We start from the raw sequence: 25960 nt of genomic DNA on the forward strand, positions 1-25960 counted from the left end.
AACACTCTTTAGGTGGAGAGAGCCCCCACCCGCCGCGCTCTTCGAACGCCGTAGCCGAAGCTTCGCTTCGGCGTCCTTCAAGGACGGCCGCCGAAGGCGGCCTATGCTCCCCCGCAAGCGGGAGAGGTGAACAGAGCTCGCGGAGATGCCGCACCCTCATCAGACATCCGCCCACGGCACGATGACGGCCTCGCGCTGAAACTCCGCGCGATAGGCGCTGACGCGGAACACGCTCGCCAGAACACTCTCCGACAACGCCGCATCAGGCGTGCCCTGCGCCGCGAGCCGTCCCTCCGACAGCACCAGCACGTGATCGGCAAACCGTGCAGCAAGCCCGAGATCATGCGTTACCACGATAACCAGCACGCCGGTGTCGGCGACATTGCGCAGCTTCTGCATCACATCGATCTGGTGGCGCGGATCGAGCGAGGCGGTCGGCTCGTCCGCCAAAATCACCGGCGCCTCCACCGCGAGCACCCGGGCCAGCGCGACGCGGCTGCGCTCGCCGCCTGAGAGCTCGGTGACGCGGCGATCGCTGAACTCCGTGACGTCGACCGCCTGCATCGCCCGCAGCACCGCCTCCATGTCCTTCGGTGACAGCCTTGCCGGGTCTGTCGCCCCGTGCGGATAGCGGCCGAGCGCCACGATATCGCGCGCCGGCAGCGGCCAGTGCACCAGGTGTCCCTGCGGCAGGTAAGCGAAACGTTTTGCCCGTTCGCGCAAGGGCAGCGACGCCAGCGCATCGCCACCGATCCGGATCTCGCCATCGGACGGAATCAACCCGGCCAGTGCGCGCAGCAGCGTGGTCTTGCCGGCACCGTTCGGCCCGACCAGCGCCACCAGATGGCCTGCTGCCAGCGACAGCGAGACATCGCGCAGCACCCTACGGCTGCCAAGCAACGCATTGAGCGCGGTGGCGGAGAGCAGCGTCATGCCACGCCTCCGCCGAGCGCGCGGCGTTCGCGCATGATCAGATAGAGGAAGAACGGCACGCCGATGATCGAGGTCAGCACGCCCACCTTGATGTCCGAGGTTGAGGGGATGATGCGCACCGCGATATCGGCGGCGAGCAGCAGCGCCGAGCCCGTGAGCGCACTCGGCACCAGCAGCCGGGCGGGATCATGACCGATCACCGGGCGCATCAGATGCGGCGCGACGAGGCCGATGAAGCCGATCGTGCCGGTCACCGCGACCGCGCCGCCGACACCAAGCGCCACGCCCGTGATCACGAAGAGCCGCAGCCGTCCGACATCGACGCCGAGGCTCTGCGCCGCTTCCTCGCCGAGCGTTAGTGCGCGAAAGGCACTCGCCTGGCTGAGCAGGATGGCAGCGCCTGCGATGATGAAGGGCAACGCCAGCGCCACGTGCTGAAAGCTGCGGTCCTCCAGTGAGCCGAGCAGCCAGAACGCGATCTCCAGCACCACGAAGGGATTGCTGGAAAGGTTCATCACCAGCGCCGTCGCGGCACCCGCGAAGCTCGATATCGCAAGCCCGGCGAGGATCAGGATCAACAGCCCGGCATTGCGGCCGGCGATCGCGAGCAGCGCGAACACCGAGCCGAACGCGGCGATGATCGCCACCACCGGCAGCGCGTAGGAGCGCACGTCGGCCAGGCCGAGCGCGATCACCAGCACCGCGCCGAATGCCGCCGATTGCGGCGCGCCGAACAGCGACGGTGAGGCCAGCGGATTGCGCAGCAGGCCCTGCAACGCCGCGCCCGACAGCCCGAGAATACCGCCGATCGCGAACGCCAGAATGGTGCGCGGCAGGCGGATCTCGCGCACGATCACCTGCGCCACGTCGCTGCCGCCGCCGAACAGGGCCTCGATCACCGCGAGCGGAGACAGCCGCACCGGCCCGATGCCGAGAGAGAGCACCAGCAGCAGGACCACGAGCGCGAGCAGCGCCGCGGTGGCGCCCCACCGGCGCCGCGCCGCGACCTCGGCCGCCAAGGCAAAATCCTGCACGCTCATTGGATCCATGCTCTTACAGCGATCGCCGTGGCAGACAAGCGACACTCGACAAAAACCGTGGCCACCTCGCCATTGCCCGCTTCCGCCGGATTGACTTTGCCGCCCGGCCGAACCCTAGATGACCATGACGGTTCTTTCATGAGATGAAAAGGGAATGCGGTGCCGGGAAACCTCTCCTACGCCGCGGCTGCCCCCGCAACTGTAAGCGGTGAATCCTTCGTCACAAGCCACTGGGAATCTCGGTCCTGGGAAGGCGACGAAGGGTAACGATCCGCGAGCCAGGAGACCTGCCGTCAGCCGTGGTCACACGCGAGGATGCCGGTCGGGGAGTACAGGCATGAGCTTCACCTGATGCTGCAAGCACGATGGTGAGACTGCTTCGCGGTGACGTGCCACTGACGTTACCGAGGTCTCGCTTATGTTCTCCATCCTATCCGATCGGCGGCGCGCGCTTCTGCTCGCGTCGACGATGATCGTGCCTGCCATTCTTGCCTCTGCCGCACGGGCGCAGCAGGCGCCCGCTCCCGATCAGCTGCCGGCGATCGAAGTCACCAAGCCGGGCGACCAGAATTTTACGCGCGCCAAACCGGCTGCCGACGAAGCGCCGGCGCCGGGCACCACGCAAGGCGACAATGCGGGCAGCGGAGCAGGATCGAACACGACAGCGGCCGGTGTAGCCACCGGAACGGGCGGCACCGGCGGCGGCCGCCAGTTCGCCGGCATCGTCGGCTCGTCATCGACCGTGATCACGGCCGACGACATCGCGCATTCGCCATCGCAATCGCTGCCGGAGATCCTGGCGCAGGTGCCCGGCGTGCAGCTGCAATCACTCTACGGTGGGCCGAACGGCGCCAAGACCTCGGTCGACCTGCGCGGTTTCGGCGCGTTCGCCACCGACAACACCCTGTTCCTGCTCAATGGCCGCCGTCTCAACGACGTCGACAAGGCCGGCTTCGATCTCACCACGATCCCGCTCGATTCGATCGAGCGGATCGAGATCACGCGCGGCAACAGCGGCGCGGTGCTCTACGGCGACAACGCGGTCGGCGGCGTCGTCAACATCATCACGAAGACCGGCGCCGGCGGTCCGCCCGCCACGATGCGCGCCGAGGCCGGATACGGCTCGTTCAACACCCGCATGGCCGCGGTCTCTGCGGCGCTGAATTCAGGACCGTGGTCGACCTCGTTCTACGGCAACGGCATCAAGTCCGACGGCTACCGCGTCAACAATGCTCTCGACCAGCGCAATGCCGTCGGCAACGTCAACTACACGACATCAGATCTCACGGCCTTCCTCACCGTCACCGGCAGCGACCAGAAGCTCGGCCTGCCCGGCGGACGGTTGGTCGATCCGTCGATCGGCGTCAATGAGCTGCTCACCGATCGCCGCGGCGCGGCCACGCCGTTCGACTATGCCAACCAGCAGACAGCGAGCGTCACCACCGGCTTCACCAAAACGCTGGTGAACGGCGTCGACCTGATCGTCGACGGCGGCTGGCGCCAGCGTGAGACGCAGAGCGGCTTCTTCGGCACGGTGCCGACCATCAGCTTCGCCTCGACCTACAATGACGCAGCGCTGCAGACCTGGTCGCTGACGCCGCGGCTCAGCGTCAAGAACGTCATGCTGGGAATGCCGTCCACGATCCTGACCGGCATCGACTATTACGATTCGACCTTCCGTGAGGCGCGCGGCGCCTATCAGGGCGTCGACCCCTACCACATCTACAACATCAAGCAGCAGAGCGTGGCCGGCTATTGGCAGCACACGCTCGGCCTGCTGCCGACCACCGACTTCTCCTACGGCGCGCGTGTGCAGAACACGAGCGTCTCGGCACGCGATCGCTACGATCCGAATGCGCCATTCGCCTTCGACACCCAGGCCGCACCGCTCGACAGCAACGAGACGCAATACGCGTTGCATGTCGGCGTCGAGCATCGCTTCACCGACACTTTCTCCGTGTTCGGCCGCGCGGCGCGCGCCTTCCGCACGCCCGATGTCGACGAGCGCGTCGCGTCGGGGCCGTCGTTCGATCCGGTGACGTTCGCGCCGATCCCGCAGAACTTTCAGCTCATGACCCAGACATCGCAGGACGTCGAGGGCGGCTTCCGGGTCAGGACCAATCTGTTTCAGGTCCAGACCAGCGTCTATCTGATGGATCTCGAGAACGAGATCCATTTCAACCCGGCGCTGTTCTACAACGTCAACCTCGACCCCACCCGCCGCTATGGCAGCGAGACCAGCGCATCGCTGAAGGTCAGCGACAGCGTCACCCTGCGCGGCGGCATGGCGATCACCCGTGCGGTGTTTCGCGAAGGCATCTGGGCCGGCAACGACGTGCCGCTGGTGTCGCGCTATACCGGCAATCTCGGCGTGACCTGGAACATCTGGCAGAACTATCTGGTGTTCGACGCCACGGTGCGGGCCTGGAGCGCGCGCATCATGGACAACGACCAGGCCAACACCCAGAGCAAAATTCCCGGCAACGCCACCGCCGACATCAAGCTGAGCGGACAGGTTGACCACTTCTTCTGGTCGCTCAGCGTGAACAACCTGTTCAACGCGCTCTACTACGACTACGCCATCGCGAGCTCGTTTACGGCGGGCCGCTTCTCGGCCTATCCGCTGCCCGGCCGCACCTACATGGTCAAGGCGGGTGCGACGTTCTAAGCGGTTCAGCGCGGCGGGGTGCGACTCCGCCGCATCGTCTCCTCACGTTACAAGCGCCACGAAACTGGCTAGAATTCCGGCAGCTGATTTGACCCGCGCAGGGGAAACGCATGGCCAAGGCCGGAAAGACGAGCAAGGGCGGCGCCAAGAGCAAAGAGACGACCGACGACAAGGCAAAGGCACCTCCGCCGCCCGCATCAAGGCAAGACGACGAATATTACGAGGATGGCGACATCGCTACGCCGAAGCTCGATCGCTACGGCAATGATGACGAGCCGTTGTAGGACGAGCGCAATTTAAGTCGCCGTCGTCCCGGCGAAAGCCGGGACCCATAACCACAGGATTGAATTGTTGAAGCGCGCTGTGGCCCCAGCGCGTCGCAATAATCACCGCTGGTGGTTATGGGTCCCGGCTTTCGCCGGGACGACGTGTTGAGAGATCGTGTAAAAAATCCTCGCTCTCGATCTTTGCAATACTCCCGCGATCGAGCAGATGCGCGCCAAAGCCGCCGCGGGCCAGCGATGAGGCGATCGGAGGCGATGCCAGCAGCAGTGCGGTGGTCATCGCCAGCGGCACGGCACTGAGCCAATCGAGCCGCACCGGCGTCAATTCCTCAGTGCTACCCCGATAGAGGCCTTCACCCGCGGCGATCCGGCCGCATTCCCTGATCAGGTCGCGGCGGGTGCCGTCGCGCGACGCGCTGCCGAGCAGTGCCTGCATAGCGAGATGAGTCCGCACCCCGGCGCGGCTCTCGGCCAGCGGCGCCGGCGTCTGGCCAAGAGAAACGCGCAGCAGGAGGCCGACCAGATCGATGCCCGACTGATACGCATTCATGGGCTCGACCAGCCGCGGGTTGCAGTCGATCAGGAGCGGCGTCGCGCTGTCGAGCGGCATGATGACGTCGACCGAGAGCGCACCGTGCCAGCCGAGATGCGCGCCGATCGCCTCGACACAGGCGCGGATCGCCGGCCGGCTCACGCTTTCCTTGATCGCCTCGCCGCCGCCGATGCCGGCCGCGATCTGCCGGTAGGCGTGGAAGCCGAGCAGCTTGCCGCAGCAGAACACCGACTGGGCTTTCTCGACCGTGCCGGTGATGAGATCCTGCGCCAGCACCTCGCCGGCAAAATCACCGGATGATTCCAGATCGTAGAGCGCGCGATTGAGATCGTTGGCGTCGCGCACGAACCAGACGCCGCGACTTGCGGTGCCGACCGACGTCTTGACCACGGAGGGAAACCGCAGGCCGTCGCGCAGCTCCTCGGCGGAGTTCACGATCCGGGTCGGCGGCTGCGGCAGGCCGAGCTGGTCGAGCAGGCGGCTGAAGCCGGCCTTGCTGTGCACGGCGCGATAGGAGGCGAACTCCGGCAGCGCCAGGCCGATACGTGGCGTCAGCCGCGCCGCGGCGCGGGCGAACAGGAATCCCTGCTCGTGGGTCGGCAGCAGCACGTCGAAATGCTGCGACGCCAATAGCCGCTCGACGAAGCGCAGGAGGCCGGCCGGATCCGACCGCAGCGGCGGACAATGGTGATATTTGCGGACAAAGCGCGAATAGCGCGCCAGGCACCAGCGCGAGGGATCGAAGACCTCGACGTGATGGCCGGCCAACCCCAGGATCGTGATCGCCTCGCGGCCCGAGGTGCTGGAGCCCTCTGACACAAGCACCTTGAGCTGCTTTTTGGCGTCGACCATGACCGATCATCACCGCGCCGCCGCACTTTGTCGCCGCCTTTAATGCCGCATGTGTCGATCCGGCACGTCCGCGCCGGGGGCAGCCATGCGCCTGCGTTCATGGACAATTAGCGGCCAGTCTCTATTTTTGGCGGGCCCTCGCCGGGTATTCCTTTTTGTTTGACGCGTTTTCTTCACGCGAACCGGTGCCCACTTCGCTCGAAAACGCTCTGGAAGAACGGGTTGTTCCTGAAATGGTCGACATTCTGGCCGCACCGCAGCAAGCGAGAGCCGACAGCGCAGTGCGCACCCTGACCGGGATCTCGGTCGCCCATTGGGTCAGCCATTTCCATATCTTCGTGCTGCCGATGCTGTTCCCGTTCCTGAAGCAGCAACTCGGCGTCGGCTATGTCGAACTCGGCCTGGCGCTGACGGTGTTCGCGGTGGTCTCCGGCCTGACCCAGGCGCCGATCGGCTATCTCGCCGACCATATCGGCGCACGCAAGATCCTCCTGATCGGGCTCACCATCGGCGGCTGTGCGCTGATCGGGCTCGGCCTGCATCTCAGCTACACCTCGCTGATCGTCTGTGCCGTGCTGCTCGGCCTCGCCAACAGCGTCTATCATCCGGCCGACTACGCGATCCTCTCGGCCCATATGGACGAGGCGCGGATGGGTCGCGCCTTCTCGATCCACACCTTTGCCGGCTTCCTCGGCGGTGCGGTGGCGCCTGCGATCATGGCGGCACTCGTCGCCTCGATCGGCGGCCTCGGCGCGCTGATCGTCGCCGGCGCGGTCGGCCCGCTGGTGGCGCTGTTCCTGATCGTGCTCGGGATTCCCGATGCCGGCGCCAACAAGAACAAGCCGAAGGACGACACCGCGCAGAAGGCCAGCGTGATCACGCCGGCGCTGATGGTGCTGACGGCCTTCTTCACGCTGCTCAGCCTGTCGACCTCGGGCATCAACAATTTCGGCGTGGTCGCGCTGATGGGCGGTTACGGCGCGTCGTTCTCCACCGCCAACATCGCGCTGACCGCATTCCTCGGCGCCAGCGCCGCAGGCGTGCTCGCCGGCGGCTATCTCGCCGACTGGACCCATCGCCACAGCCAGCTCGCCGCGGCCTGCTTCGCGGTCAACGCCGTGCTGGTGTTGCTGATCGCGCTGCTGAACCTGCCGCCGGTGGCGCTGACGCTCGCGATGGGGCTCGCCGGATTCCTCGGCGGCGTGATCGCGCCGTCCCGCGACATGATGGTGCGCAACGCGGCGCCTCCCGGTGCTGCCGGCCGCGCCTTCGGCATCGTCTCCACCGGCTTCAATTTCGGCGGCATCGTCAGCCCGCTGCTGTTCGGCTGGATCATGGACCAGCACATGCCGCATTGGGTGTTCGGCGCCTCGGTCGGCTTCATGGTGCTGACCGTGCTGCTCGCGCTGGTCACCGAGCGCAAGCCGCAAGCCTCCGCGGTTGCAGTCCAGCCGCAGCCCCGTTAGCGGCAAACCGCGCGGAGCGGCTGCCGCAGCAGGACTCACCGGCCCCAGAATGCCGGCGTTGTCTTGAACCGCCGCCAGCTCTTGCGCAGCGCTTTCGCAACCGCGATCTGATCGCGGGCCAGCCAGCCGGCCATCGCGCCGATACCGAGATGAAGCTCAGGCCGGTCGTCCTGCGCGATCGTATGGAGCAGCACGCGCGTGCTTCCGATGTCGCACACCCGCCCGAGACTGGCCTGCAGCCCGGCGAGCCGCTTCACGTAGCGCTTCGCCGGCGCGTGGGCGGCATAGAGCGGCAGGAAGAACTCCGCCGCATAACGCAACTTCTTGAGGTTGATCCTGAGATTGTGCTGCGCGTGGATATCGAGCCGCCGGAAGCGCGCACCACGCTTCAACGTCTTGCGATGCAGCCGTTCCAGGATTTGATCGGCAAGCACCGGCATGGGCTGCGACAAGATCGCCAGCGCTTCGCTGTCGATCTCGTTGCGCCAGCTGCGGCGCTCCACCAGCTGCCCAAGGGAGAGCAGGAAGCGGCTGCATCGGGGATCGGCCAGAACGCCTTGCAAGTTACCGTAGCTTGACTTCTGACGCTGCTCGACCGCCTTGCGGAGAGCATCCAGGTCGATGTCCGGAACCGCACTGACCAGGCGGGTGATCGTCGTTTCGGCGAAAACGTCCCAATCCCGGGCCTGGCCGAGTTGGCGCATCAGCCATTTTGCTTCGCTGTTGACCGCCAGAAATGCCGGCGATGGAATGTCGCGCCGGAACAGCGCACAGATCGTCCGCAAGCGCCGCAAGGCCACGCGCATCTGGTGCACGCCTTCGGGGTCCGATCCCTGCTCGGCCACCGCGTGATTCTTCAAAAGATGATGCCAGCAGGAACCCACCAGCAATGCGATGACGTCGTCGACCGCGAGCTCCGCGGTGATGCCCGACAACTCGGCCTTCGCTGCCGATGGCGCGGCATCGAACGCGAGCGCATAGCCGCGTTCCGCCTTGCTGCGTGTGCCGATCTGCAACGGCGCAGCATCGAGCAACTGCGTTCCCAGGTCGAACAGGACAGCGGCATTGCCGCTCTTCAGTTCAAGCTCGATTTCGGACAGGACTTCCTGACGCGCATCGGCCTCGATCGTTCCCTCGTCGAAAGCGACTTCAACCGATGCATCGGGCAGATCGAGCTGCCGCGCGTGCCGGCGTACCTTGGTCGCGAAAACCGCTACCAGCGCGTCGTTGCTCAGCGCCGCCACGAGATCGCCGACCTCGTCGGCGGGGAGCAGCCTCAGATCAGGGACGATGCCGTCAACCGGCGTTTCCCATTGGCGTCGCATCAGAGGCTGCGCGGGATTGGGGGCAAGTTTCAACGTCTGGATGAAGTTCTTGCCGCTGCGTCGCACGCGCAGCGACATGCCATGCTGAAACAGCAGACGCTCCGGCGTGTCGTAATACACCGTTTCTAGCCGATGAAAGGCGCCGCGATTGCGCGCATGCTGCACGATGCAGGGTGCCTCGCGCAGCTTCTCAAGGCTTCCTTGCGGCGCAAGCAGCTTGAGTTCGACTTCCGCCTGATCGCCATGCCTGACGGCAATGGCATTGCCCGCATCGATCACGACCGGCTGCCGTTCACTCAATGATATTGCCCCCGGGATGGTCTATGAAGGTTTCATGACAATGGCAAGGCATACCGTCGTATCGCAGCGTGCATTAGCCTCGCATTTTATCTAAAATTACCCGGTCAAGTTGTTTGTGGCTACTGCGCTAGCCAAGGGCGAGGGAAGCCCGCCGCACACCATGACTCTGCATGGCGCGGCAGCCTTCCTGACCAACCTCAAAACCAATCACCCGAGCTTCCCCGTCGTCGACGCCAACCATCACGTGCTCGGGGTGATCGATCCGCCGTCCGTGCTGCGCTGGCGCCGCGCCGGCAAGCATCGCACCGCGACGCTGAAGCAGCTGCTCGCGGGGAACAAGATCACCGTCGCCCATCCCGACGAATATCTCGACCGGCTCGCCGACCGCCTGATGCAGGTCAACGTCTCGCATCTGCCTGTCATCTCGCGTGAGGATCAGCGCCTGGTCGGCTATATCGGCTGGAAGGATTTGATGCGGGTGCGCGCCAGGTCGCAGGCCGAAGAGACCCAGAAGACAGTTTTCTTCGGCGCGCGATAGGTTCGCCGCTGCGCTTGCCCGGCGGAACAAATTTCCGCCGGGCGCAACGCTAAAGCGCGATGAGATGAGAATGGAGCTGAATCGTCATCGCGCTCTAGTTCCTTGTTTGAGCATGATCTTCTCGGAAAACCGCTTCGCACTTTTCCGGATCATGCTTTCCTCGCTGGCAAAATCGCTGCCAGCGCATTCCAGAGCTTCACCGCCGATGGTTGACAGCATCAAGGGCTCACCCATGATGCCGGACAACCAAGAACAGCCTCGGGATGAAACGCTATGACCTCGACCCCAGACCTCGTGATCCGCGGCGGCAACATCGCCGACGGCAAGGGCGGCGACCTCTATGAGGCCGATGTCGCGATCTCAGGCGGCGAGATCACCGAAGTCGGCAAGGTCGCAGCGAAAGGCAAGGAAGAGATCGACGCCCGCGGCAAACTGGTGGCGCCCGGCTTCGTCGACGTCCACACCCATTACGATGGCCAGGTGACCTGGAGCCAGGACATCACGCCGTCGTCGCAGAACGGCGTCACCACGGCGATCATGGGCAATTGCGGCGTCGGCTTTGCGCCGTGCCGGCCGAGCGACCACGGCAGGCTGATCCAGCTGATGGAGGGCGTCGAGGACATCCCGGAGCCGGTGCTGAGCGCCGGCATTCCCTGGGCGTGGGAGAGCTTCCCCGACTACATGGAGTGGCTGTCCAAACGTAGCTTCGACATGGATATCGGCGCGCAGCTGCCGCACGCAGCGCTCCGCGTCTATGTGATGGGCGAGCGCGGCGCGCGCCGCGATCCCGCAACGGTGGAGGACAACAAGGCGATGGCGGCGCTCGCCGGTGATGCGGTGCGTGCGGGCGCGCTGGGCTTCTCGACCTCGCGCACGCTCAACCACCGCACCTCGACTGGCGACTACACGCCGACGCTGAAAGCGGGCGAGGATGAGTTGACCGCGATCGCCGGCGCGATGCACGGCGTCGGCCGCAGCGTGCTGCAATTCGTGCTCGACCAGAGCACCGTGCACGAAGACCTGCCGATGATGCTGCGGGTCGCCGAGAACACCAAATGCCCGATCTCGTTCTCCGTCGCGCAAGCCGACAAGGCGCCGCGGCGCTGGCGGCAGACGATGGACACCATCAATGAAGCCGCCTCCCGCGGCCTGTCGATCACGACCCAGATCGCGGCGCGCCCGGTCGGGCTGCTGCTCGGGCTGGAATTGTCGCGCAACCCGTTCCAGACTCATCCGAGCTATCGCGAGATCGCCAAATTGCCGCTGCCCGAGCGGCTCAAGCATCTGCGCCGGCCCGAGGTGCGCGCCGCGATCCTGAGCGAGAGCGCAACCGCAACCGACGATCCGCTGTTCTTCCGGCCGAACTACGACAAGATGTACCTCCTGGGTAATCCGCCGGACTATGAGCAGCCGCCGGAGAACGCGCTCGGCCCGCAGGCGCGCCGCCAGGGCCGCCAGCCGGAAGAGCTCGCCTATGATGCGATGCTGACCGACGAAGGCCGCGGCATGCTCTATGTGCCGTTCCTGAATTACGCCGACGGCAATCTCGATGCCGTGCACGAGATGCTGCGCGAGCCCAGCGCGGTGCCCGGCCTGTCCGACGGCGGCGCACATTGCGGCATCATCTGCGACGCCAGCTTCCCGACGTATCTGCTGACGCACTGGACGCGCGACCGCAGCCGCGGCGAAAAACTCTCGATCCCGTTCGTGATCGCGGCGCAGTCGCGCAAGACCGCGCTGTCGGTCGGCCTCACCGATCGCGGCGTGATCGCGCCGGGCTTCAAGGCCGACGTCAACGTGATCGATTACGACCGGCTGCATCTGCATCCGCCGAAGGTGCATTACGACCTCCCGGTCGGCGGCCGGCGTCTGTTGCAGCAGGTCGACGGCTACGACGCCACCATCGTGTCGGGCGTCGTGACCCAGCGCGCAGGCAAGGCCACCGGCGCGCGGCCGGGCCGGCTGGTGCGCGGCGCGCAAGGTTTGAACTGAGCGCTCCGCTCCGACGAGCATGTAGCCCGGATGAAGCGAAGCGCAATCCGGGACAGGTCCATCCGCGGATCGAGTTGCCCCGGATTACGCTGCGCTTCATCCGGGCTACGGGCACTGCCGCCTCTCCCCTTGTGGGAGAGGCAAAGTGGAGCGAGTTCCTAAGGGGCGTACCCTACGTCGGCGACATCGCGCCCTTGATCGCACCCGCGGGCTGCGATGTCCCGGCCAGCCTTGCGCGCTCGGTGTTCGGCCACAGCAGCAGCAAGCCGAGCACGCCCGATCCCACCATGATCGCGGCGTTGATGGTGAAGCCGCTCATATAGCCGGCCATCGGCGTGGTCGCGTGCTGGATCACATTGCCCATCACCTGCGGCGCCAGAATGCCCGACAACGTGTACAGCGCACCATAGATCGCGATCATCGCGCCGCGCTGCGACACCGGCGTAAACTCGCCGAGCATCGCCGGGCACACCACATAGATCGCGCCGCACAGGCCGGAGCCGATCACCAGCAGCGGCATCAGCCAGCCGGTCGGAACGTAGGGCAGCGTGGCGAGAATGCAGCCGCCGACGATCAAGGGCACCGAACCGAGAACGCCGCGCGCGCCACGCGTGGTGAAGCCGCGCGCCAGCATCAGCTGCGAGATCCAGCCGGACAGGATCACGACAACCGCGCCGAAGACCCACGGCAGGATCGAGATGAAATTGGCCTGCTTCTGGGTGTAGCCCAGCCCTTCGATAATGAACGACGTGAACCAGGTGAGCCCGAGCGACAGCGCCCAATAGGCGCCGAAGGTCGCGGCAACGCAGCCGATGAAGGTGCGCGACGTCAAGAGCCTCCAGTAGGGGATCCGTTGCTCGTCGGCGACGACAGCTGACGTCGACGCCAGCGGCCCTTCCTTGCCGAGCGCAAACCAGGCGACGGCCCAGAGCAGGCTGACCACACCGAGCACGCCGAAAGCGAGATGCCAGCTATAAGCGTTGATGACCCAGCCCAGCGCAGGCATCGTCAGGATCACGCCGAACGCCGAGCCTTGCGACAGGATCGCGGTCGGCAGCGTGCGCTTCTCGTCGGGGAACCACTTGTAGATCGCATGAATGGCAACCGCCGCCGCCGGTCCTTCGCCGGCGCCGAGGATGATGCGACAGATCACCAGCGTCGTGAAGTCGACAGTCCCGACCATCGGAAACTGCGTCACCGCCCAGATAAGCGCCAGGATCAGCAGAATCCAACGCGTCGACGCGCGGTTGGCGACGAAGCCGATCACGATCGCCGAGATCGAGAACAAATAGAAGAACGACGATCCGAGGGTGCCGAACTGCTCCGGCGTGAGACCCAGATCCTTCTTGATCGGGACGCCGGCCAGACCGACCACGATCTTGTCCGCAAAGTTCACCACCATGAATAGGAAGAGAAGGAAGGTGATCTGCCAGGCGCCTTTGGGCGTCCCCGTTGACCCCTTGGGCGTCGGTTGCGTCGTCATGTCTGGCTCCCCGTCATTTCGTTTTTTGGCTTCGTAAGATCGGCCCCGTCAGGCGATGCTAGCCACGCCTCGCCGCGCAACGCAACACCGCATTTCCTCGGGGCCCGGCGCTCCCCACGCGCTGCTACCGGCCGATCACGATCGCGTCGGCGCGCCAGTTGAAGCGGTGAACTGTCATGGCCGCCCTGCTATGTTCGGGGCCAACGAAAAGCCGGGGCTATTTCATGAACAGATTGATCCTCCGCGCAGCAGCCTGCGCTGCGCTCGCGTCCGCTACGCTGCTCGCAATGCCCGCAGTCCGCGCGCAGGACGCGGCAAGTCTCGACTACGCGGCGATCGTCGCCGCGCCCGATCGCAGCGATGCGGATCGTCAGGTCGACCAGCGCCGCCAGCCGGCCAAGATGCTGGCCTTCGCCGGCGTCAAGCCGGGCATGACCGTCCTCGACATGGCAGCCAGCGCCGGCTACAGCACCGAATTGCTGGCGCGCACCGTCGCCCCATCGGGTAAGATCTACGCGCAGGACTCGGCTACCGTGCTCGAACGCTTCGTCAAGGACAAGTTCGACAACCGGGCGAAGGCGCCTGCGATGAAGAACGTGGTGCACGTGGTGCGGGACTATGACGACCCGATCCCGCCCGAGGTGAAGAACCTCGACATGATCACCTTCTTCTTTTTCTACCACGACATCAGCTATCTGCCGGTCGATCGCGCCGCGATGAACAAGAAGATGTTCGCCGCGCTCAAGCCGGGCGGCTACCTCGTGATCGCGGACCACTCGGCCAAGGCCGGCGAAGGCACCAGCGTCGCCAAGACGCTGCACCGGATCGAGGAGAGCACCCTGAAGCAGGAGATCGAGGCCGCCGGCTTCAAGCTGGTCGCCGAGGGCGATTTCCTGCATCATGCGGAGGACCCGAAGGACATTCCCGTCTTCAAGGCGCCGGTGCCGATCGACGAGTTCGTCCTGAAATACCAGAAGCCGCAATGAGGCACGGCCATCGCTTCATCTGACCAGTCCGCCGCGGTGCTTCGCGTCACCGGCCTGACCAAGAGTTACCGCTCTGCCGGTGAAGACGTCGCGGTGCTCCGCGGCGTCGATCTCACTGTCGCGACCGGCGAGAGCGTTGCGCTATCGGGCGAATCCGGCAGCGGCAAGAGCACGCTGCTGCATCTGATCGCGGGGCTCGATGCCGCCGATAGCGGCGAGATCGCCCTCGCCGACCTCATCGTGTCCGGACTCAACGACGCCGGCCGCGCCGAGCTGCGCCGCGACCGGCTGGGCCTCGTGTTCCAGCAGTTCAATTTAATCCCGAGCCTGACCGTTGCGGACAATCTCGTCTTCCAGTCGCGCATCGCCGGGCGGCACGATGCCGCCTGGCATGACGAGTTGGTCGAGCGCCTCGGCTTGAAAAACCTGCTCAGGCGTTATCCCGAGCAATTGTCCGGCGGCCAGCAGCAGCGCGTCGCGATCGGCCGCGCGCTGGCGCCGAAGCCTTTGTTGCTGCTCGCCGACGAGCCGACCGGCAATCTCGATGAGGACACCGCCGATGAGGTGCTGCGGCTGGCGCGCGATCTCGTTGTGCGCACGGGCTGCGGCTTCCTGATGGTCACCCACAGCGCGCGGCTCGCCGCGACGCTCGACCGCCAAGTCACCCTGCATGCCGGGGTTGTGGCGTGAGGCGCCCGCTCTGGATCCTCGCCGTGCTGCTCAGCCACTGGCGGCGGCATCCGATGCAGCTTGCGACGCTGCTGATCGGGCTGATCTCGGCGACCGCGCTGTGGAGCGGCGTGCAGGCGCTGAACCAGCAGGCCCGCACCGCCTATGACCGCGCGGCCGCAACCTTCGGCGGCGCGCGCACCGCTGTTCTGGTCGGCAAGGACAGCGCGACCTTCCCGCAACAACTTTTCGTCGACCTGCGCCGCGCCGGCTGGCCGGTGTCGCCGATGCTGGAGGGCCGCGTCCAGATCGACGGGCGCAGCTTCCGCCTGCTCGGCGTCGAGCCGGTGACGCTGCCGTCCGAGGTCGGCAATGCGCCGGCGGTCGGACGCGGCAGGCTGCAATCCTTCGTCACGCCGCCGGGCGAGATGCTGGTGGCGCCGGAAACGCTGCGCGATCTCGGCCTCAAGGACGGCGACCGGCCACAGGCGAATGGCCTCACGCTGCCGCCGCTGCGGGTGCAGGCGGAGCTCGCGCCCGGCGCGCTGATCGTCGATATCGGCATCGCGCAGGACATTTTGAAGCTACCCGGCCAGCTATCGCGCCTGCTGGTCGGCAAGTCCAAAGCGCCGCATGCAACGCTTGAAAGCGTGGCGGGTGACAAACTCCGTCTGGTCGAGCCGAGCGCGGAAAGCGATCTCGAACGGCTGACCGACAGTTTCCATCTCAACCTCACCGCATTCGGCCTGCTGTCGTTCTTCGTCGGCCTGTTCATCGTCAACTCCGCGATCGGACTTGCCTTCGAGCAGCGGCTGCCGATGCTGCGGACGCTGCGCGCCTGCGGGGTCTCGGCGCGGATGCTCAACACCGTGCTGGTGATCGAGCTGGTGTCGCTGGCGCTGGTCGCAGGCCTGATCGGCCTGGTCTGCGGCTATTTCATCGCAGCGGCCTTGCTGCCCGATGTCGCCGCCTCCCTGCGCGGGCTCTACGGCGCGCAGATCCCCGGGCAGCTTTCACTGAAGCCTGTCTGGTGGTTTGCCGGCATCGCGATCAGCATTCTCGGTGCGCTGGCCGCCGCTGCCGCGAGCCTCGCCAAGGCGATCCGGATGCCGGTGCTGGCGACGGCGCAGCCGCAGGCCTGGCAGCAGGCGCAGCGGCGCTGGCTGATGTTGCAGAGCGCAGCGGCGCTCGCGGTGTTTGCGGTCGCTGCGGCCCTCATTCAGTTCGGCGATTCCCTGATCACGGGCTTCGCCGTGCTGGCCGCGCTGATGCTCGGCGCGGCCTTGATCCTGCCGATGATCCTGCAGATCGCGCTCGCGCTCGGCCAGCGCAGCGCGCGAGCACCGGTCGGCATCTGGTTCTGGGCCGACAGCCGCCAGCAACTGTCGGGCTTGTCGCTGGCGCTGATGGCGCTGCTGCTCGCGCTGGCCGTCAATGTCGGCGTCGGCACCATGGTGGAAAGCTTCAGCCGCACCTTCCTGGTCTGGCTCGACGGAAGGCTCGCCGCCGACGTCTACATCAGCGCCGCCAGCGATCAGCAGGCAAAGGAGATCAAGGCCTGGCTGCGCGATCGTCCGGAGGTTCAGGCCATCCTGCCCGGCGGCCGCGCCGACACCCAGCTCGGCGGCACGCCGATCGAGGTGCTCGGCCTGCCCGACCACACGACCTATCGCGACAACTGGCCGCTGCTCGAGAGCACGGCGAATGCCTGGGTCAGGCTGCGCCCCGGCGACGCCGGCCTGGTCAGCGAGCAACTGTCGCGGCGGATGAAGCTTGCGATCGGCGATCATATCGAGGTGCCCGCCCCCGGCGGCAGCTGGCTGCTCGAGATCGTCGGCATCTATGCCGATTACGGCAACCCCAAGGGCCAGATCGCGGTCAACTTCGCGGCGCTGACGCGCCACTTCCCGCAGACGCCGCTGACCCGGATCGGGCTCCGCGTCGAACCGGACAAGATCGCGCCGCTGATCACGGCGTTGCAGGAGAAGTTCGGCCTCGACGACCGCAACGTTGCCGACCAGGCGACGATGAAGCGGGAATCGAAGCGGGTGTTCAATCGTACCTTCTCGGTCACTGCGGCGCTCAACGCCTTCACGCTCGGCGTCGCCGGCATCGCGCTTTTGACCAGCCTGCTGACGCTAGCCAATTCGCGGCTGCCGCAGCTCGCGCCGCTATGGGCGATCGGCCTAACGCGGCGGCGGCTCGCGGCGCTCGAACTGCTCAAGACCATGGCGGTCGCGCTGATCACCGCGCTGTTCGCGCTGCCGCTCGGCCTCCTGGTGGCGTGGTGCCTGCTTGCGATCGTCAATGTGAAAGCGTTCGGCTGGCGGCTGCCATTCCACGTGTTCCCGTTGCAGCTGATCGAGCTGCTTGCGGTGGCGATGGCCGCGGCGCTCTGTGCCGCTGCGCTGCCGGTGGCTAGACTGGCCCGCATGCAGCCGGCCACCCTGATCCGGACTTTCGTCAATGAGCGCTAGCACCGATCTCACGCGTCGCGCCTTCACCGGCGGCGCAATGGCGCTGGCGCTGGGTGGCAAGAGCTTTGCGCAGGGCTTCGCCGGGCTCGGCGAGAGCGCCGAGGGCTTTGCCGCCGTCACGCCGGGCAAGCCGTTCACGTTCCCCGCCGATCACGGCCCGCACCCGGAATTCCGGATCGAATGGTGGTACGTGACCGCGAACCTGTCCGATGCCGGCGGCGCGGCGTATGGCGCGCAATGGACGCTGTTTCGCCAGGCGATGAAGCCGGGCGGCCCCAGCGAAGGTTGGACCAACCAGCAACTCTGGATGGGCCACGCGGCAGTCACCAGCGCCGGCACACATCGCTTCAGCGAGACCTTTGCGCGCGGCGGCCTCGGGGAGGCCGGTGTCGAGGCCGCGCCGTTCCGCGCCTGGATCGACGCCTGGGAGCTGCGCGGGCTCGATGCATTCGATCCGCAACGCATCGCGCCGCTCGAACTCAAGGCCTCCGCTGCCGACTTCAGCACCACGCTCCGCCTCGACGCCGAGCGCGCGCTGGTGCTGCAAGGCGACCACGGCTACAGCCGCAAGTCGGACCGCGGACAGGCCTCCTATTACTACAGCCAGCCGTTCTACAAGGCATCCGGCCGCATCGTGATCGACGACAAACCTGTCGACGTCACAGGCGCGGCCTGGATGGATCGTGAGTGGAGCAGCCAGCCGCTCGCCGCCGACCAGACCGGCTGGGACTGGTTCTCGCTGCATCTGCCCAGCGACGAAAAGCTGATGCTGTACCGGCTGCGCCAGAAGGATGGCCGCGAGAACCTGTTCGGCAACTGGATCACGCCGGACGGCCGCTCGGCCGAGATCGCAGCGAACGGCAACAGCATCACGCCGACGGCAACCACCGAGATCGACGGCCGCAAGCTGCCGACATCATGGCGCGTCGCGCTGCCCGCGCGCGGCCTTGCCGTCGAGACCGCGCCGCTCAATCCGAAGGCCTGGATGGGAACCAGCTTCCCCTATTGGGAAGGCCCGATCCGCTTCTCAGGCAGCCACGCCGGAATCGGCTATCTTGAGATGACCGGATATTAGCGCTTCGCGCGCGGACCGGCTGCCGTCCAGCGGCAAACTTCGCAAGGGAGGGCTGTATGACTGACCAAGAGAAGACACTGCTGATCGCCCTGGTGAAGATGGTCGATCAGTATCTCGATGAGCACAAAGGCCAAGTCGACAGCCTATCAATGTCTGCCGGGGAGCACGCGATAGAGGCTCTTGCGGAATTTGGCTTGATGGAAAGTATCAACACCCGATTCGGCCGGTGGACGGAGGCGGGCCAAAAGTTCCGAGCGGAGGCTCAAGGTTGGACGAAACACTCAAACTGAGATGCTGATCGAAGGACGCACTGCGCCTGTCACAGCGGGCCTCGTTGCCCCGTCATGACATCGGGGCGAACAGAAACCAGAGGAAACGCCTGACATGTACCACTACACGGCCATCGTCACGTGCCTTGCGGTCGCGCTTTACCTCTTTCTCGCGACCCAGGTCGCGCGCGCCCGCATCCGCTACGGGGTCAAGCTGCCGGCGATCACGGGCAATGCGGATTTCGAGCGCATCTACCGGATCCAGATGAACACGCTGGAATGGACCCCGATCTTCCTGCCGTCGCTGTGGCTGTTCGCAATCTACATCGGCGATGCCGCGGCCGCAGCCGTCGGCGCACTTTGGGTCGTCGGCCGTATCGTCTACTTCATCGGCTATCGCGAGGCGGTGGCGAAACGCAGCCCGGGATTCTTCATCCAGGCCCTGGCGGCCACCATCCTGTGGGTCGGCGCAATCGGCGGCGCGGCGTGGCGGCTGGCGCATTGAGGGTTCGGTCGCCCGCCACACATTCCGCTGTCGTCCCGGGCTTGACCCGGGACCCATAACCACTGGGTCCAGTTTTGCGATGGCCGGGGCCCAGCCTGTCGCAACAACCAGGTGCGGTGGTTATGGGTCCCTGCGTTCGCAGGGACGACGGTGATGTTGTATCGCGAGTTGCGTAATACGGCAGCTCCGCGTCACTTGGTCAGCGGGCAGCCGCTTTCCTTGGCGGTGAAGAATGCCTTGTCGCCGGGCACCACGGCGATCTGCTTGTAATAGTCCCAGGGCTTCTTCGATTCCGACGGCTTCTTGACCTCGAACAGATACATGTCGTGCACCATGCGGCCGTTCGCGAGCACCTTGCCCTCCGCGAAGGCGTCATCGACCGGCAGTTCCTTCAGCTTCTTGGTCACCGCGTCGGAGTCCTTCGTGCCGGCGGCTTTGACCGCCTTGAGATAGCTCAAGGTCGCCGAATAGGTACCCGCCTGGATCATGTTCGGCATGCGGCCCGTGCGCTTGAAGAAGCGTTCAGAAAAGGCACGCGTCTTGTCATCGCGATCCCAGTAGAAGCCCTCGGTCAGGACCAGCCCCTGTGCGGTCTCAAGCCCGAGACCGTGGACGTCCGAAAGCACCATGAGCAGGCCGGCGAGCTTCTGACCGCCCTTCACGATGCCGAATTCAGCCGCCTGCTTGATCGAGTTGACCGTGTCGAGACCGGCATTGGCGAGCCCGATGACCTTGGCCTTCGAGCTCTGTGCCTGCAGCAGGAAAGAGGAGAAGTCCGACGAGTTGAGCGGCACGCGAACCGAGCCCAATACCTTACCGCCAGTGTCTTTCACGATTTCGCTGGTGTCCTTTTCCAGCGCATAGCCGAACGCATAGTCGGCGGTGAGGAAGAACCAGCTGTCGCCCCCCGCCTTCACCAGTGCGCTGCCGGTGCCGACGGCGAGCGCGCGCGTGTCAAACGCCCAATGGAAGCCATAGGGCGTGCAGGCATCGCCGGTGATGCGCGAGGTCGCCGCACCCACCACGATGTCGATCTTCTTCTTCTCGTTGGACAGTTCCTGGACCGCGAGCGCGACCGACGACGTCGTCAGCTCGGTGATCATGTCAACACCCTCGGTGTCGTACCATCGCCGCGCGATCGCGGTCGCGAGATCGGGCTTGTTCTGGTGGTCGGCGGTGATCATCTCGATCTTCTGGCCGAGTACCTCGCCGCCGAAATCCTCGATCGCCATCCTGGCGGCTTCGACCGAGTACTTTCCGCCGTAGTCAGCGTAGACGCCCGACTGGTCGTTCAGGATGCCGATCTTGACACCCTGGGCCATCGCCGGCGCCGCAAGCATCAGGCTGCACGCCGCGACGGCGGCCAAAAATCCCGACTTCATTGTTATGCTCTCCCAGCAGTTTTCTCATCAGGAAAAATCGGCGCGACATTATTTTATAACCCCGCGCCTGCCCATCGATTTCGGTTCAGCCAATAGTATGGGCTTAGAGGCCTCGCACGAAACCTAGACCCGTCACCCTGAGGAGCGCGGAACGCGCGTCTCGAAGGGTCGACGGCCACCAGCCGGGCCGTGCATCCTTCGAGGCTCGCTCCGCTCGCACCTCAGGATGACGGGGAAGGACTCGTTGCAGCGGAATGCTTGCTCGCCCGCTATCCCGCCACGGTCGCCGCGGGCTCCTTCGGCTTGCCCTCGTTCTTTCCTTCCGCGAGGTTGCGCACCACCATGTAGAAGATCGGCGTGAAGACGAGGCCGAACAGGGTGACGCCGAGCATGCCGAAGAACACGGCGACGCCGACCGCCTGCCGCATCTCGGAGCCCGAGCCGGTCGACAGCACCAGCGGCAGCACGCCGAGGATGAAGGCGAACGACGTCATCAGGATCGGCCGCAGGCGGAGCCGGCAGGCCTCGATCACCGCCTCGAGACGTGGCCTGCCCTCGAGCTCGATGTCGCGGGCGAACTCCACGATCAGGATCGCGTTCTTGGCGGCCAATCCGACCAGCACCACGAACCCGATCTGAGTCAGGATGTTGACGTCCTGGCCCATGATGCGCACGCCGATAGTGGCCGCGAACAGACACATCGGTACGATCAGGATCACCGCGAACGGCAATGTCCAGCTGCCATATTGCGCGGCCAGCACCAGATAGACGAACAGCACGCAGATCGGGAACACGTAGAGGCCGGCACTGGCGCCGTTGACCTGCTGGTAGGATAGGTCGGTCCATTCGAACGAGAACCCGCTGGGCAACGTTTCTTCGGCGAGCTTCTTGATGGTGCTGAGCGCGGTTCCCGAACTCGTACCGGGCGACGGCTCGCCCTGCAGCTCCGATGCCGAATAAAGATTGTAGCGGGCGACGCGATCCGGCCCCGAGATATCGCGGAAATCGACCACGCTGCCCAGCATCACCATGTCGCCAGCCGCATTTCGCGTGCGCAGCCTTGCGAGATCGCTGCTTTCCTTCCGGAACGGCAGATCGGCCTGCGCAGTCACGTGATAGGTGCGTCCGAACAGGTTGAAGTCGTTGACGTAGGTCGAGCCGAAATAGGTCTGGATGGTGTCGTTGATGCTGGCGATGGGTACGCCGAGCTTCTGCGCCTTGACGCGATCGATGTCGACGAACAGCTGCGGCGTGTTCGCGGTGAACGGCGAGAACACCGAGGTGAGATGCGGCGACTTGCGCGCCGCCGCCACCAGCTCGTCGGTGGCCGACGCCAGCAGTTCCGGCCCACGTCCTTGCCGATCCTGGACGCGGATGGTGAAACCGCCGCCGGTGCCGATACCGGGCACGGCCGGCGGTGGAATCACGATGATGAAGGCGCCCTGGATCACCGACAGACGCTTGCGCAATTCGGCCGTGATCGCACTCGCCGTCAGCCCCTTCTTCAGACGCGCCTCCGGCTCGTCGAACACCGGGAACAGCGCCGCGGCGTTACCCTGCTGCGTGCGTGTCGCACCGGAGAAGCCGGCGAACGCCGCGACGCGAACGATGCCCGGCGTATCCAGCGCGATCCGCTCGATCTCGCGCACCACAGCCGTGGTCCGCGCCAGCGACGCGGCGCCCGGCAGCTGTGCCGAGATGATGACGTAGCCGCGATCCTGCGCCGGGATGAATCCCTGCGAAGTGGTCGCGAGCAGCCAGCCGGCGCTGCCGATCAGCGCGAGGTAGATCACGACCATCACCACGGTGTGCCGGATCACGAAGTCGGCCACACCAGCATAGCCGTGGGCCAGCCGGTCGAACACGCGGTTGAACACCGCGGTGAAGCTGTCCCAGCCGCGCGCGATGATGTTCCAGCGTGCCGGTGGGCGCTTCTCCTCGTGCGGGACCAGGATCTGCGAGGCCAGCGCCGGCGACAGCGTCAGCGAGCAGAAGCAGGAGATCGCGGTCGCGACCGCGATCGTCACCGCGAACTGCTGGAAGAACTGCCCGGAGATGCCGCCGAGGAAGGCGGTCGGCACAAACACCGCGCACAGCACCAGCGCGATCGAGACCAGCGCGCCGCCGACCTCCTCCATGGTCTTGAGCGCGGCATCGCGCCGGCTCAGGCCATGTTCGAGATGCCGCTCGACATTCTCGACCACCACGATGGCGTCGTCGACCACGATGCCGACCGCGAGCACCAAGCCGAACAGCGTCAAATTATTGATCGAGAAGCCGAGCGCGGCCATCACCGCGAAGGTGCCGACCAGCGACACCGGGATCGCGATAATCGGGATGATCGCAGGCCGCCAGCCCTGCAGGAACATCAGCACCACGATGACCACGAGCGCCATCGCCTCGTAGATGGTCTTCACCAGTTCGTGGACCGATTGGGCGATGAATTCGGTCGGGTTGTAGCCGATATTGTAGTCGAGCCCCTTGGGGAAACTCGCCTTCAGCCGCACCATCGTGTCCGAGATGTTCTTGGCAGTGGCGAGCGCGTTCGATCCGGGCCGCTGCGTCACCAGCATGCCGACCGCCGATTTGCGCAGCAGGAAGCTGTTGGTGGTGTAGGACAGCGCGCCGAGCTCGACGCGGGCAACGTCGCGCAGGCGAACGGTGCGACCGTCGGAACCGGCCTTCACCACGATGTCCTCGAACTGCCTGGGATCCTTGAGACGGCCGGTAAACACCAGGTTCGGCTGGAAAGCGCGGTCGGCGATCGGCGGTTCGGCGATCTGGCCGCCCGCGATCTGCAGATTCTGTGCGCGGATCGCCGCCAGCACCTCGGCGGACGTCAGGCCGAGATTGGCGATCCGGTCGGGATCGAGCCACAGCCGCATCGAGTAGTCGCGCGCGCCGAATATCTGGATGTCGCCGACGCCGTCGAGCCGCAGCAGCTGGTCGCGGACCTGCAGCAGCGCGTAGTTGGAGATATAGAGCTGGTCGAAACTGTCGTCGGGCGACAGCATGAACACGACCATCAGGATATCGGGCGAGTTCTTGCGCGTGGTCACGCCGTTGCGCTGCACTTCCTCGGGCAGCCGCGGCTGCGCGATGGCGACGCGGTTCTGCACCAGCACCTGGGCCTTGTCGAGGTCGGTGCCGAGCTTGAAGGTCGCGGTGATGGTGAGCTGGCCGTTCGAGGTCGCCTGGCTGTAGAGATACAGCATGTCCTCGACGCCGTTGATCTCCTGCTCGATCGGAGCGGCGACGGTGTCGGACACGGTCTGCGCCGAAGCGCCGGGATATTGCGTCGTCACCACGACGGTCGGCGGCACGACCTGCGGATATTCCGAGACCGGCAGCGTCGGATAGGCAATCGCGCCGACGATCAGCAGCACGATCGACAGCACCATCGCGAGGATGGGCTGGTTGATGGAAAGCCTTCCGAGATTCATGGCTTCGCACCTGCCGCGGGCTTGGCATCAGCAGCGGGCTTGTCGCCTGCCGGAGCTTTAGTTTCCGCCGGCGCCTGCGCCATTTTCGGCGTCACCTTGGCGCCGACGCGGGCGCGCTGCAGCCCGTCGACGATCACGTGATCCTCCGGCTTGAGGCCTTCGCGGATCACGCGCAGGCCCTCATCCAGCGGCCCGAGCGTCACCGCTCTGGCTTCCACCGTGTTGTCGTCCTTGACCACGAACACGATCTTGCGCGACTGGTCGGTGGCGATGGCGGTGTCCGGAATCAGCAGCGCCTCATAGGGCGAGGAGCCGATCAGGCGGACGCGGCCGAACTGGCCGGGCAGGATCGAAAGATCCTTGTTCGGGATCACCGCGCGGCTGCGCAGCGTTGCGGTCGAGACATCGAGGCGGTTGTCGAGGAAGTCCATCTTGCCTTCATGCGAGGGCTTGGTCTCGCCGGTCAGCATCACCTGCACCGGGTTCGCCGTGTCGCGCGAGCTCGGCCGCCTGCCTTCGAACCACAGCTTGCTGTTACGCTGATAGGTCGCCTCGTCGACGTCGAAATAGACGTAGATCGGATCGAGCGACACGATCGAGGTCAGCAGCGTCGCGCCGCCCTCGCTGCCCTGCACGAGGTTACCCGGGGTCACCAGATGGCGGCTGACGCGGCCGGTGATCGGTGCCAGCACGTGGGTGAATTCGACGTTGAGCTGCGCGGCCTTCAGCGAGCCCTCGGCCTGGGTCTCGGCGGCGCGCGCCGCCTGCAACGCCTGGCGGCGCTGGTCGACGACCTGCTCCGAGACCGCGCTGGTCTGCACCAGGTTCAGCCCGCGCTCGAGATCGCGCTTGGCAAGCTCCCCCTTGGCGCGCGCGTCGGCGAGCTGCCCCTCGGCCTGCAGCACCACCGCCTCGAACGGCCGCGGGTCGATGATGTAGAGCAGATCGCCGGCATGGACGATCGCACCGTCCTTGAACTCGACGCTGTTGACGAAGCCGCCGACGCGAGCGCGGACTTGAACCTCCTCGACCGCCTCGAAGCGGCCCGTGAACTCGTCCCAGTCGGTGACGATGCGCTTGACCGGCTGCGCGACGGTCACGGGCGGCGGCGGAGGCGCGGCCTGCGATTGCGCGCTCTTGTCATCGCAGCCGCCGAGCGTCAGCGTGGCCAAAAGCCCGATCGGCGCGAGTCCGAACCATACATGGCGCCGACGCGAATGTCGCTCGACGCCGGTCACGGGAGCCACACGCTCCGCTTTGTCAATCGAACCCAATTCCTTCTCCCCCAGAACAACGAAAGCACGACGACCAAAGCAGGGCTACGAAAGTCGCAATTGAAATTGCCGTGATTCAGCGCGGATGGACCACCGCGATGTCGCGGCGGCGGACGTCACAGATGTAGCCGCACCCCAGTCTGTTCAAGATGGCCCTCGGATCAAGCAAATAGTTGCATAGTCTGAAAGCCTTACGACGTGATCGCGAAACCGTGACGACGAAAAGGGGCAGTTTGGCTGGCCTATTGGTCCCACCGGGTCACAGTCCGCGCATCGCGAATCAATCAGGACGCGAACCCCGTGGCACGGATCTGTCACATCGCGCCGATCCTGCTTGCGGCAGAGTCGCGCCGGGCTCCCGGCGACGGAAAATCATCGAATTACAGCACTCTACCTCTCGCTGCATCGCCTCGATCAAGGCTAACCGCGTTGTGTCATCCGGGCAC

Annotated in this window: 20 protein-coding genes and 1 riboswitch; of the genes, 12 read left to right on the top strand and 8 right to left on the bottom strand. The window is 65.6% G+C overall.

Translation table 11 applies throughout. The annotated features are described in order from the left end of the window. Positions 1-159: 159 nt before the first annotated feature. Together FNJ47_RS27190 and FNJ47_RS27195 are read right to left on the bottom strand one after the other, a co-directional pair. Positions 160-933 (bottom strand): ABC transporter ATP-binding protein, encoded by a 774-nt coding sequence (locus tag FNJ47_RS27190; protein ID WP_163158683.1) that lies wholly within the window; start codon positions 931-933, stop codon positions 160-162. Next, on the bottom strand, positions 930-1973 hold the full coding sequence (locus FNJ47_RS27195) for a FecCD family ABC transporter permease (RefSeq protein ID WP_163158685.1): 1044 nt from the start codon (positions 1971-1973) through the stop codon (positions 930-932). Before FNJ47_RS27195 ends, FNJ47_RS27190 begins: the two co-directional genes overlap by 4 nt. A gap of 111 nt (positions 1974-2084) precedes the next feature. Continuing rightward, positions 2085-2282: riboswitch (cobalamin riboswitch) on the top strand. Positions 2283-2391: 109 nt separating this feature from the next. On the opposite strand from FNJ47_RS27195, the gene FNJ47_RS27200 reads away from it, so the two are divergent. Further along, positions 2392-4641 (top strand): TonB-dependent receptor, encoded by a 2250-nt coding sequence (locus FNJ47_RS27200; protein WP_163158687.1) that lies wholly within the window; start codon positions 2392-2394, stop codon positions 4639-4641. A gap of 110 nt (positions 4642-4751) precedes the next feature. Continuing rightward, on the top strand, positions 4752-4925 hold the full coding sequence (locus FNJ47_RS49920; RefSeq protein ID WP_165445889.1) for a hypothetical protein: 174 nt from the start codon (positions 4752-4754) through the stop codon (positions 4923-4925). Positions 4926-5040: 115 nt separating this feature from the next. Here FNJ47_RS49920 and FNJ47_RS27205 read toward each other — a convergent pair whose 3' ends face one another. Continuing rightward, the gene (locus FNJ47_RS27205) at positions 5041-6330 is read right to left on the bottom strand and encodes an ATP-grasp domain-containing protein (RefSeq protein ID WP_163158689.1); all 1290 of its coding nucleotides are present in this window, start codon (positions 6328-6330) and stop codon (positions 5041-5043) included. A 233-nt stretch (positions 6331-6563) separates the two neighbouring features. On the opposite strand from FNJ47_RS27205, the gene FNJ47_RS27210 reads away from it, so the two are divergent. Further along, positions 6564-7796, top strand: coding sequence for an MFS transporter (locus FNJ47_RS27210; protein WP_163158691.1), 1233 nt, complete (start codon positions 6564-6566; stop codon positions 7794-7796). Positions 7797-7831: 35 nt separating this feature from the next. Here FNJ47_RS27210 and FNJ47_RS27215 read toward each other — a convergent pair whose 3' ends face one another. Beyond that, a complete protein-coding gene (locus tag FNJ47_RS27215; protein WP_163158693.1) occupies positions 7832-9421 on the bottom strand; it encodes a CYTH and CHAD domain-containing protein in 1590 nt (529 codons plus the stop codon). 115 nt (positions 9422-9536) lie between these two features. Here FNJ47_RS27215 and FNJ47_RS53310 point away from each other — a divergent pair, with 115 nt between their 5' ends. The 3 genes from FNJ47_RS53310 (at position 9537) to FNJ47_RS27230 (ending at position 11951) form a co-directional block, all read left to right on the top strand. Beyond that, positions 9537-9959 (top strand): CBS domain-containing protein, encoded by a 423-nt coding sequence (locus FNJ47_RS53310; RefSeq protein ID WP_347341725.1) that lies wholly within the window; start codon positions 9537-9539, stop codon positions 9957-9959. A 70-nt stretch (positions 9960-10029) separates the two neighbouring features. After that, positions 10030-10236 carry a hypothetical protein gene (locus tag FNJ47_RS27225; protein ID WP_163158694.1) on the top strand — a complete coding sequence of 69 codons (207 nt, stop codon included), beginning with the start codon at positions 10030-10032 and terminating at the stop codon, positions 10234-10236. Further along, positions 10233-11951 carry an N-acyl-D-amino-acid deacylase family protein gene (locus tag FNJ47_RS27230; RefSeq protein WP_163158696.1) on the top strand — a complete coding sequence of 573 codons (1719 nt, stop codon included), beginning with the start codon at positions 10233-10235 and terminating at the stop codon, positions 11949-11951. Before FNJ47_RS27225 ends, FNJ47_RS27230 begins: the two co-directional genes overlap by 4 nt. Before the next feature lie 172 nt (positions 11952-12123). On the opposite strand, the gene FNJ47_RS27235 is transcribed toward FNJ47_RS27230, so the two are convergent. Further along, positions 12124-13434 carry an MFS transporter gene (locus FNJ47_RS27235; RefSeq protein ID WP_163158698.1) on the bottom strand — a complete coding sequence of 437 codons (1311 nt, stop codon included), beginning with the start codon at positions 13432-13434 and terminating at the stop codon, positions 12124-12126. Positions 13435-13658: 224 nt separating this feature from the next. On the opposite strand from FNJ47_RS27235, the gene FNJ47_RS27240 reads away from it, so the two are divergent. The 6 genes from FNJ47_RS27240 (at position 13659) to FNJ47_RS27265 (ending at position 19415) form a co-directional block, all read left to right on the top strand. Beyond that, positions 13659-14420, top strand: a complete 762-nt coding sequence (locus FNJ47_RS27240) for a class I SAM-dependent methyltransferase (protein WP_163158700.1) — start codon at positions 13659-13661, stop codon at positions 14418-14420. A gap of 36 nt (positions 14421-14456) precedes the next feature. After that, complete coding sequence (locus FNJ47_RS27245) at positions 14457-15110, top strand: ATP-binding cassette domain-containing protein (RefSeq protein ID WP_163158702.1); 654 nt, start codon at positions 14457-14459, stop codon at positions 15108-15110. Further along, a complete protein-coding gene (locus tag FNJ47_RS27250; RefSeq protein ID WP_163158704.1) occupies positions 15107-17566 on the top strand; it encodes an FtsX-like permease family protein in 2460 nt (819 codons plus the stop codon). Before FNJ47_RS27245 ends, FNJ47_RS27250 begins: the two co-directional genes overlap by 4 nt. Then, the gene (locus tag FNJ47_RS27255; RefSeq protein WP_163158706.1) at positions 17556-18641 is read left to right on the top strand and encodes a lipocalin-like domain-containing protein; all 1086 of its coding nucleotides are present in this window, start codon (positions 17556-17558) and stop codon (positions 18639-18641) included. The genes FNJ47_RS27250 and FNJ47_RS27255 overlap by 11 nt, the downstream gene beginning before the upstream one ends. 56 nt (positions 18642-18697) lie before the next feature. Further along, positions 18698-18931 (top strand): hypothetical protein, encoded by a 234-nt coding sequence (locus tag FNJ47_RS27260; protein ID WP_163158708.1) that lies wholly within the window; start codon positions 18698-18700, stop codon positions 18929-18931. Between the two features lie 94 nt (positions 18932-19025). Beyond that, the gene (locus tag FNJ47_RS27265) at positions 19026-19415 is read left to right on the top strand and encodes an MAPEG family protein (protein ID WP_163158710.1); all 390 of its coding nucleotides are present in this window, start codon (positions 19026-19028) and stop codon (positions 19413-19415) included. Between the two features lie 191 nt (positions 19416-19606). Here FNJ47_RS27265 and FNJ47_RS27270 read toward each other — a convergent pair whose 3' ends face one another. From FNJ47_RS27270 to FNJ47_RS27280, 3 genes are all read right to left on the bottom strand, one after another. Further along, the gene (locus FNJ47_RS27270) at positions 19607-20797 is read right to left on the bottom strand and encodes an ABC transporter substrate-binding protein (protein WP_163158712.1); all 1191 of its coding nucleotides are present in this window, start codon (positions 20795-20797) and stop codon (positions 19607-19609) included. Between the two features lie 269 nt (positions 20798-21066). Continuing rightward, positions 21067-24240, bottom strand: a complete 3174-nt coding sequence (locus FNJ47_RS27275) for an efflux RND transporter permease subunit (RefSeq protein ID WP_163158714.1) — start codon at positions 24238-24240, stop codon at positions 21067-21069. Beyond that, a complete protein-coding gene (locus FNJ47_RS27280) occupies positions 24237-25421 on the bottom strand; it encodes an efflux RND transporter periplasmic adaptor subunit (RefSeq protein WP_430649417.1) in 1185 nt (394 codons plus the stop codon). Before FNJ47_RS27280 ends, FNJ47_RS27275 begins: the two co-directional genes overlap by 4 nt. Between the last annotated feature and the right edge of the window lie 539 nt (positions 25422-25960).

Source organism: Bradyrhizobium uaiense, from assembly GCF_010811875.1.
GTDB classification, from domain to species: Bacteria; Pseudomonadota; Alphaproteobacteria; order Rhizobiales; family Xanthobacteraceae; genus Bradyrhizobium; species Bradyrhizobium uaiense.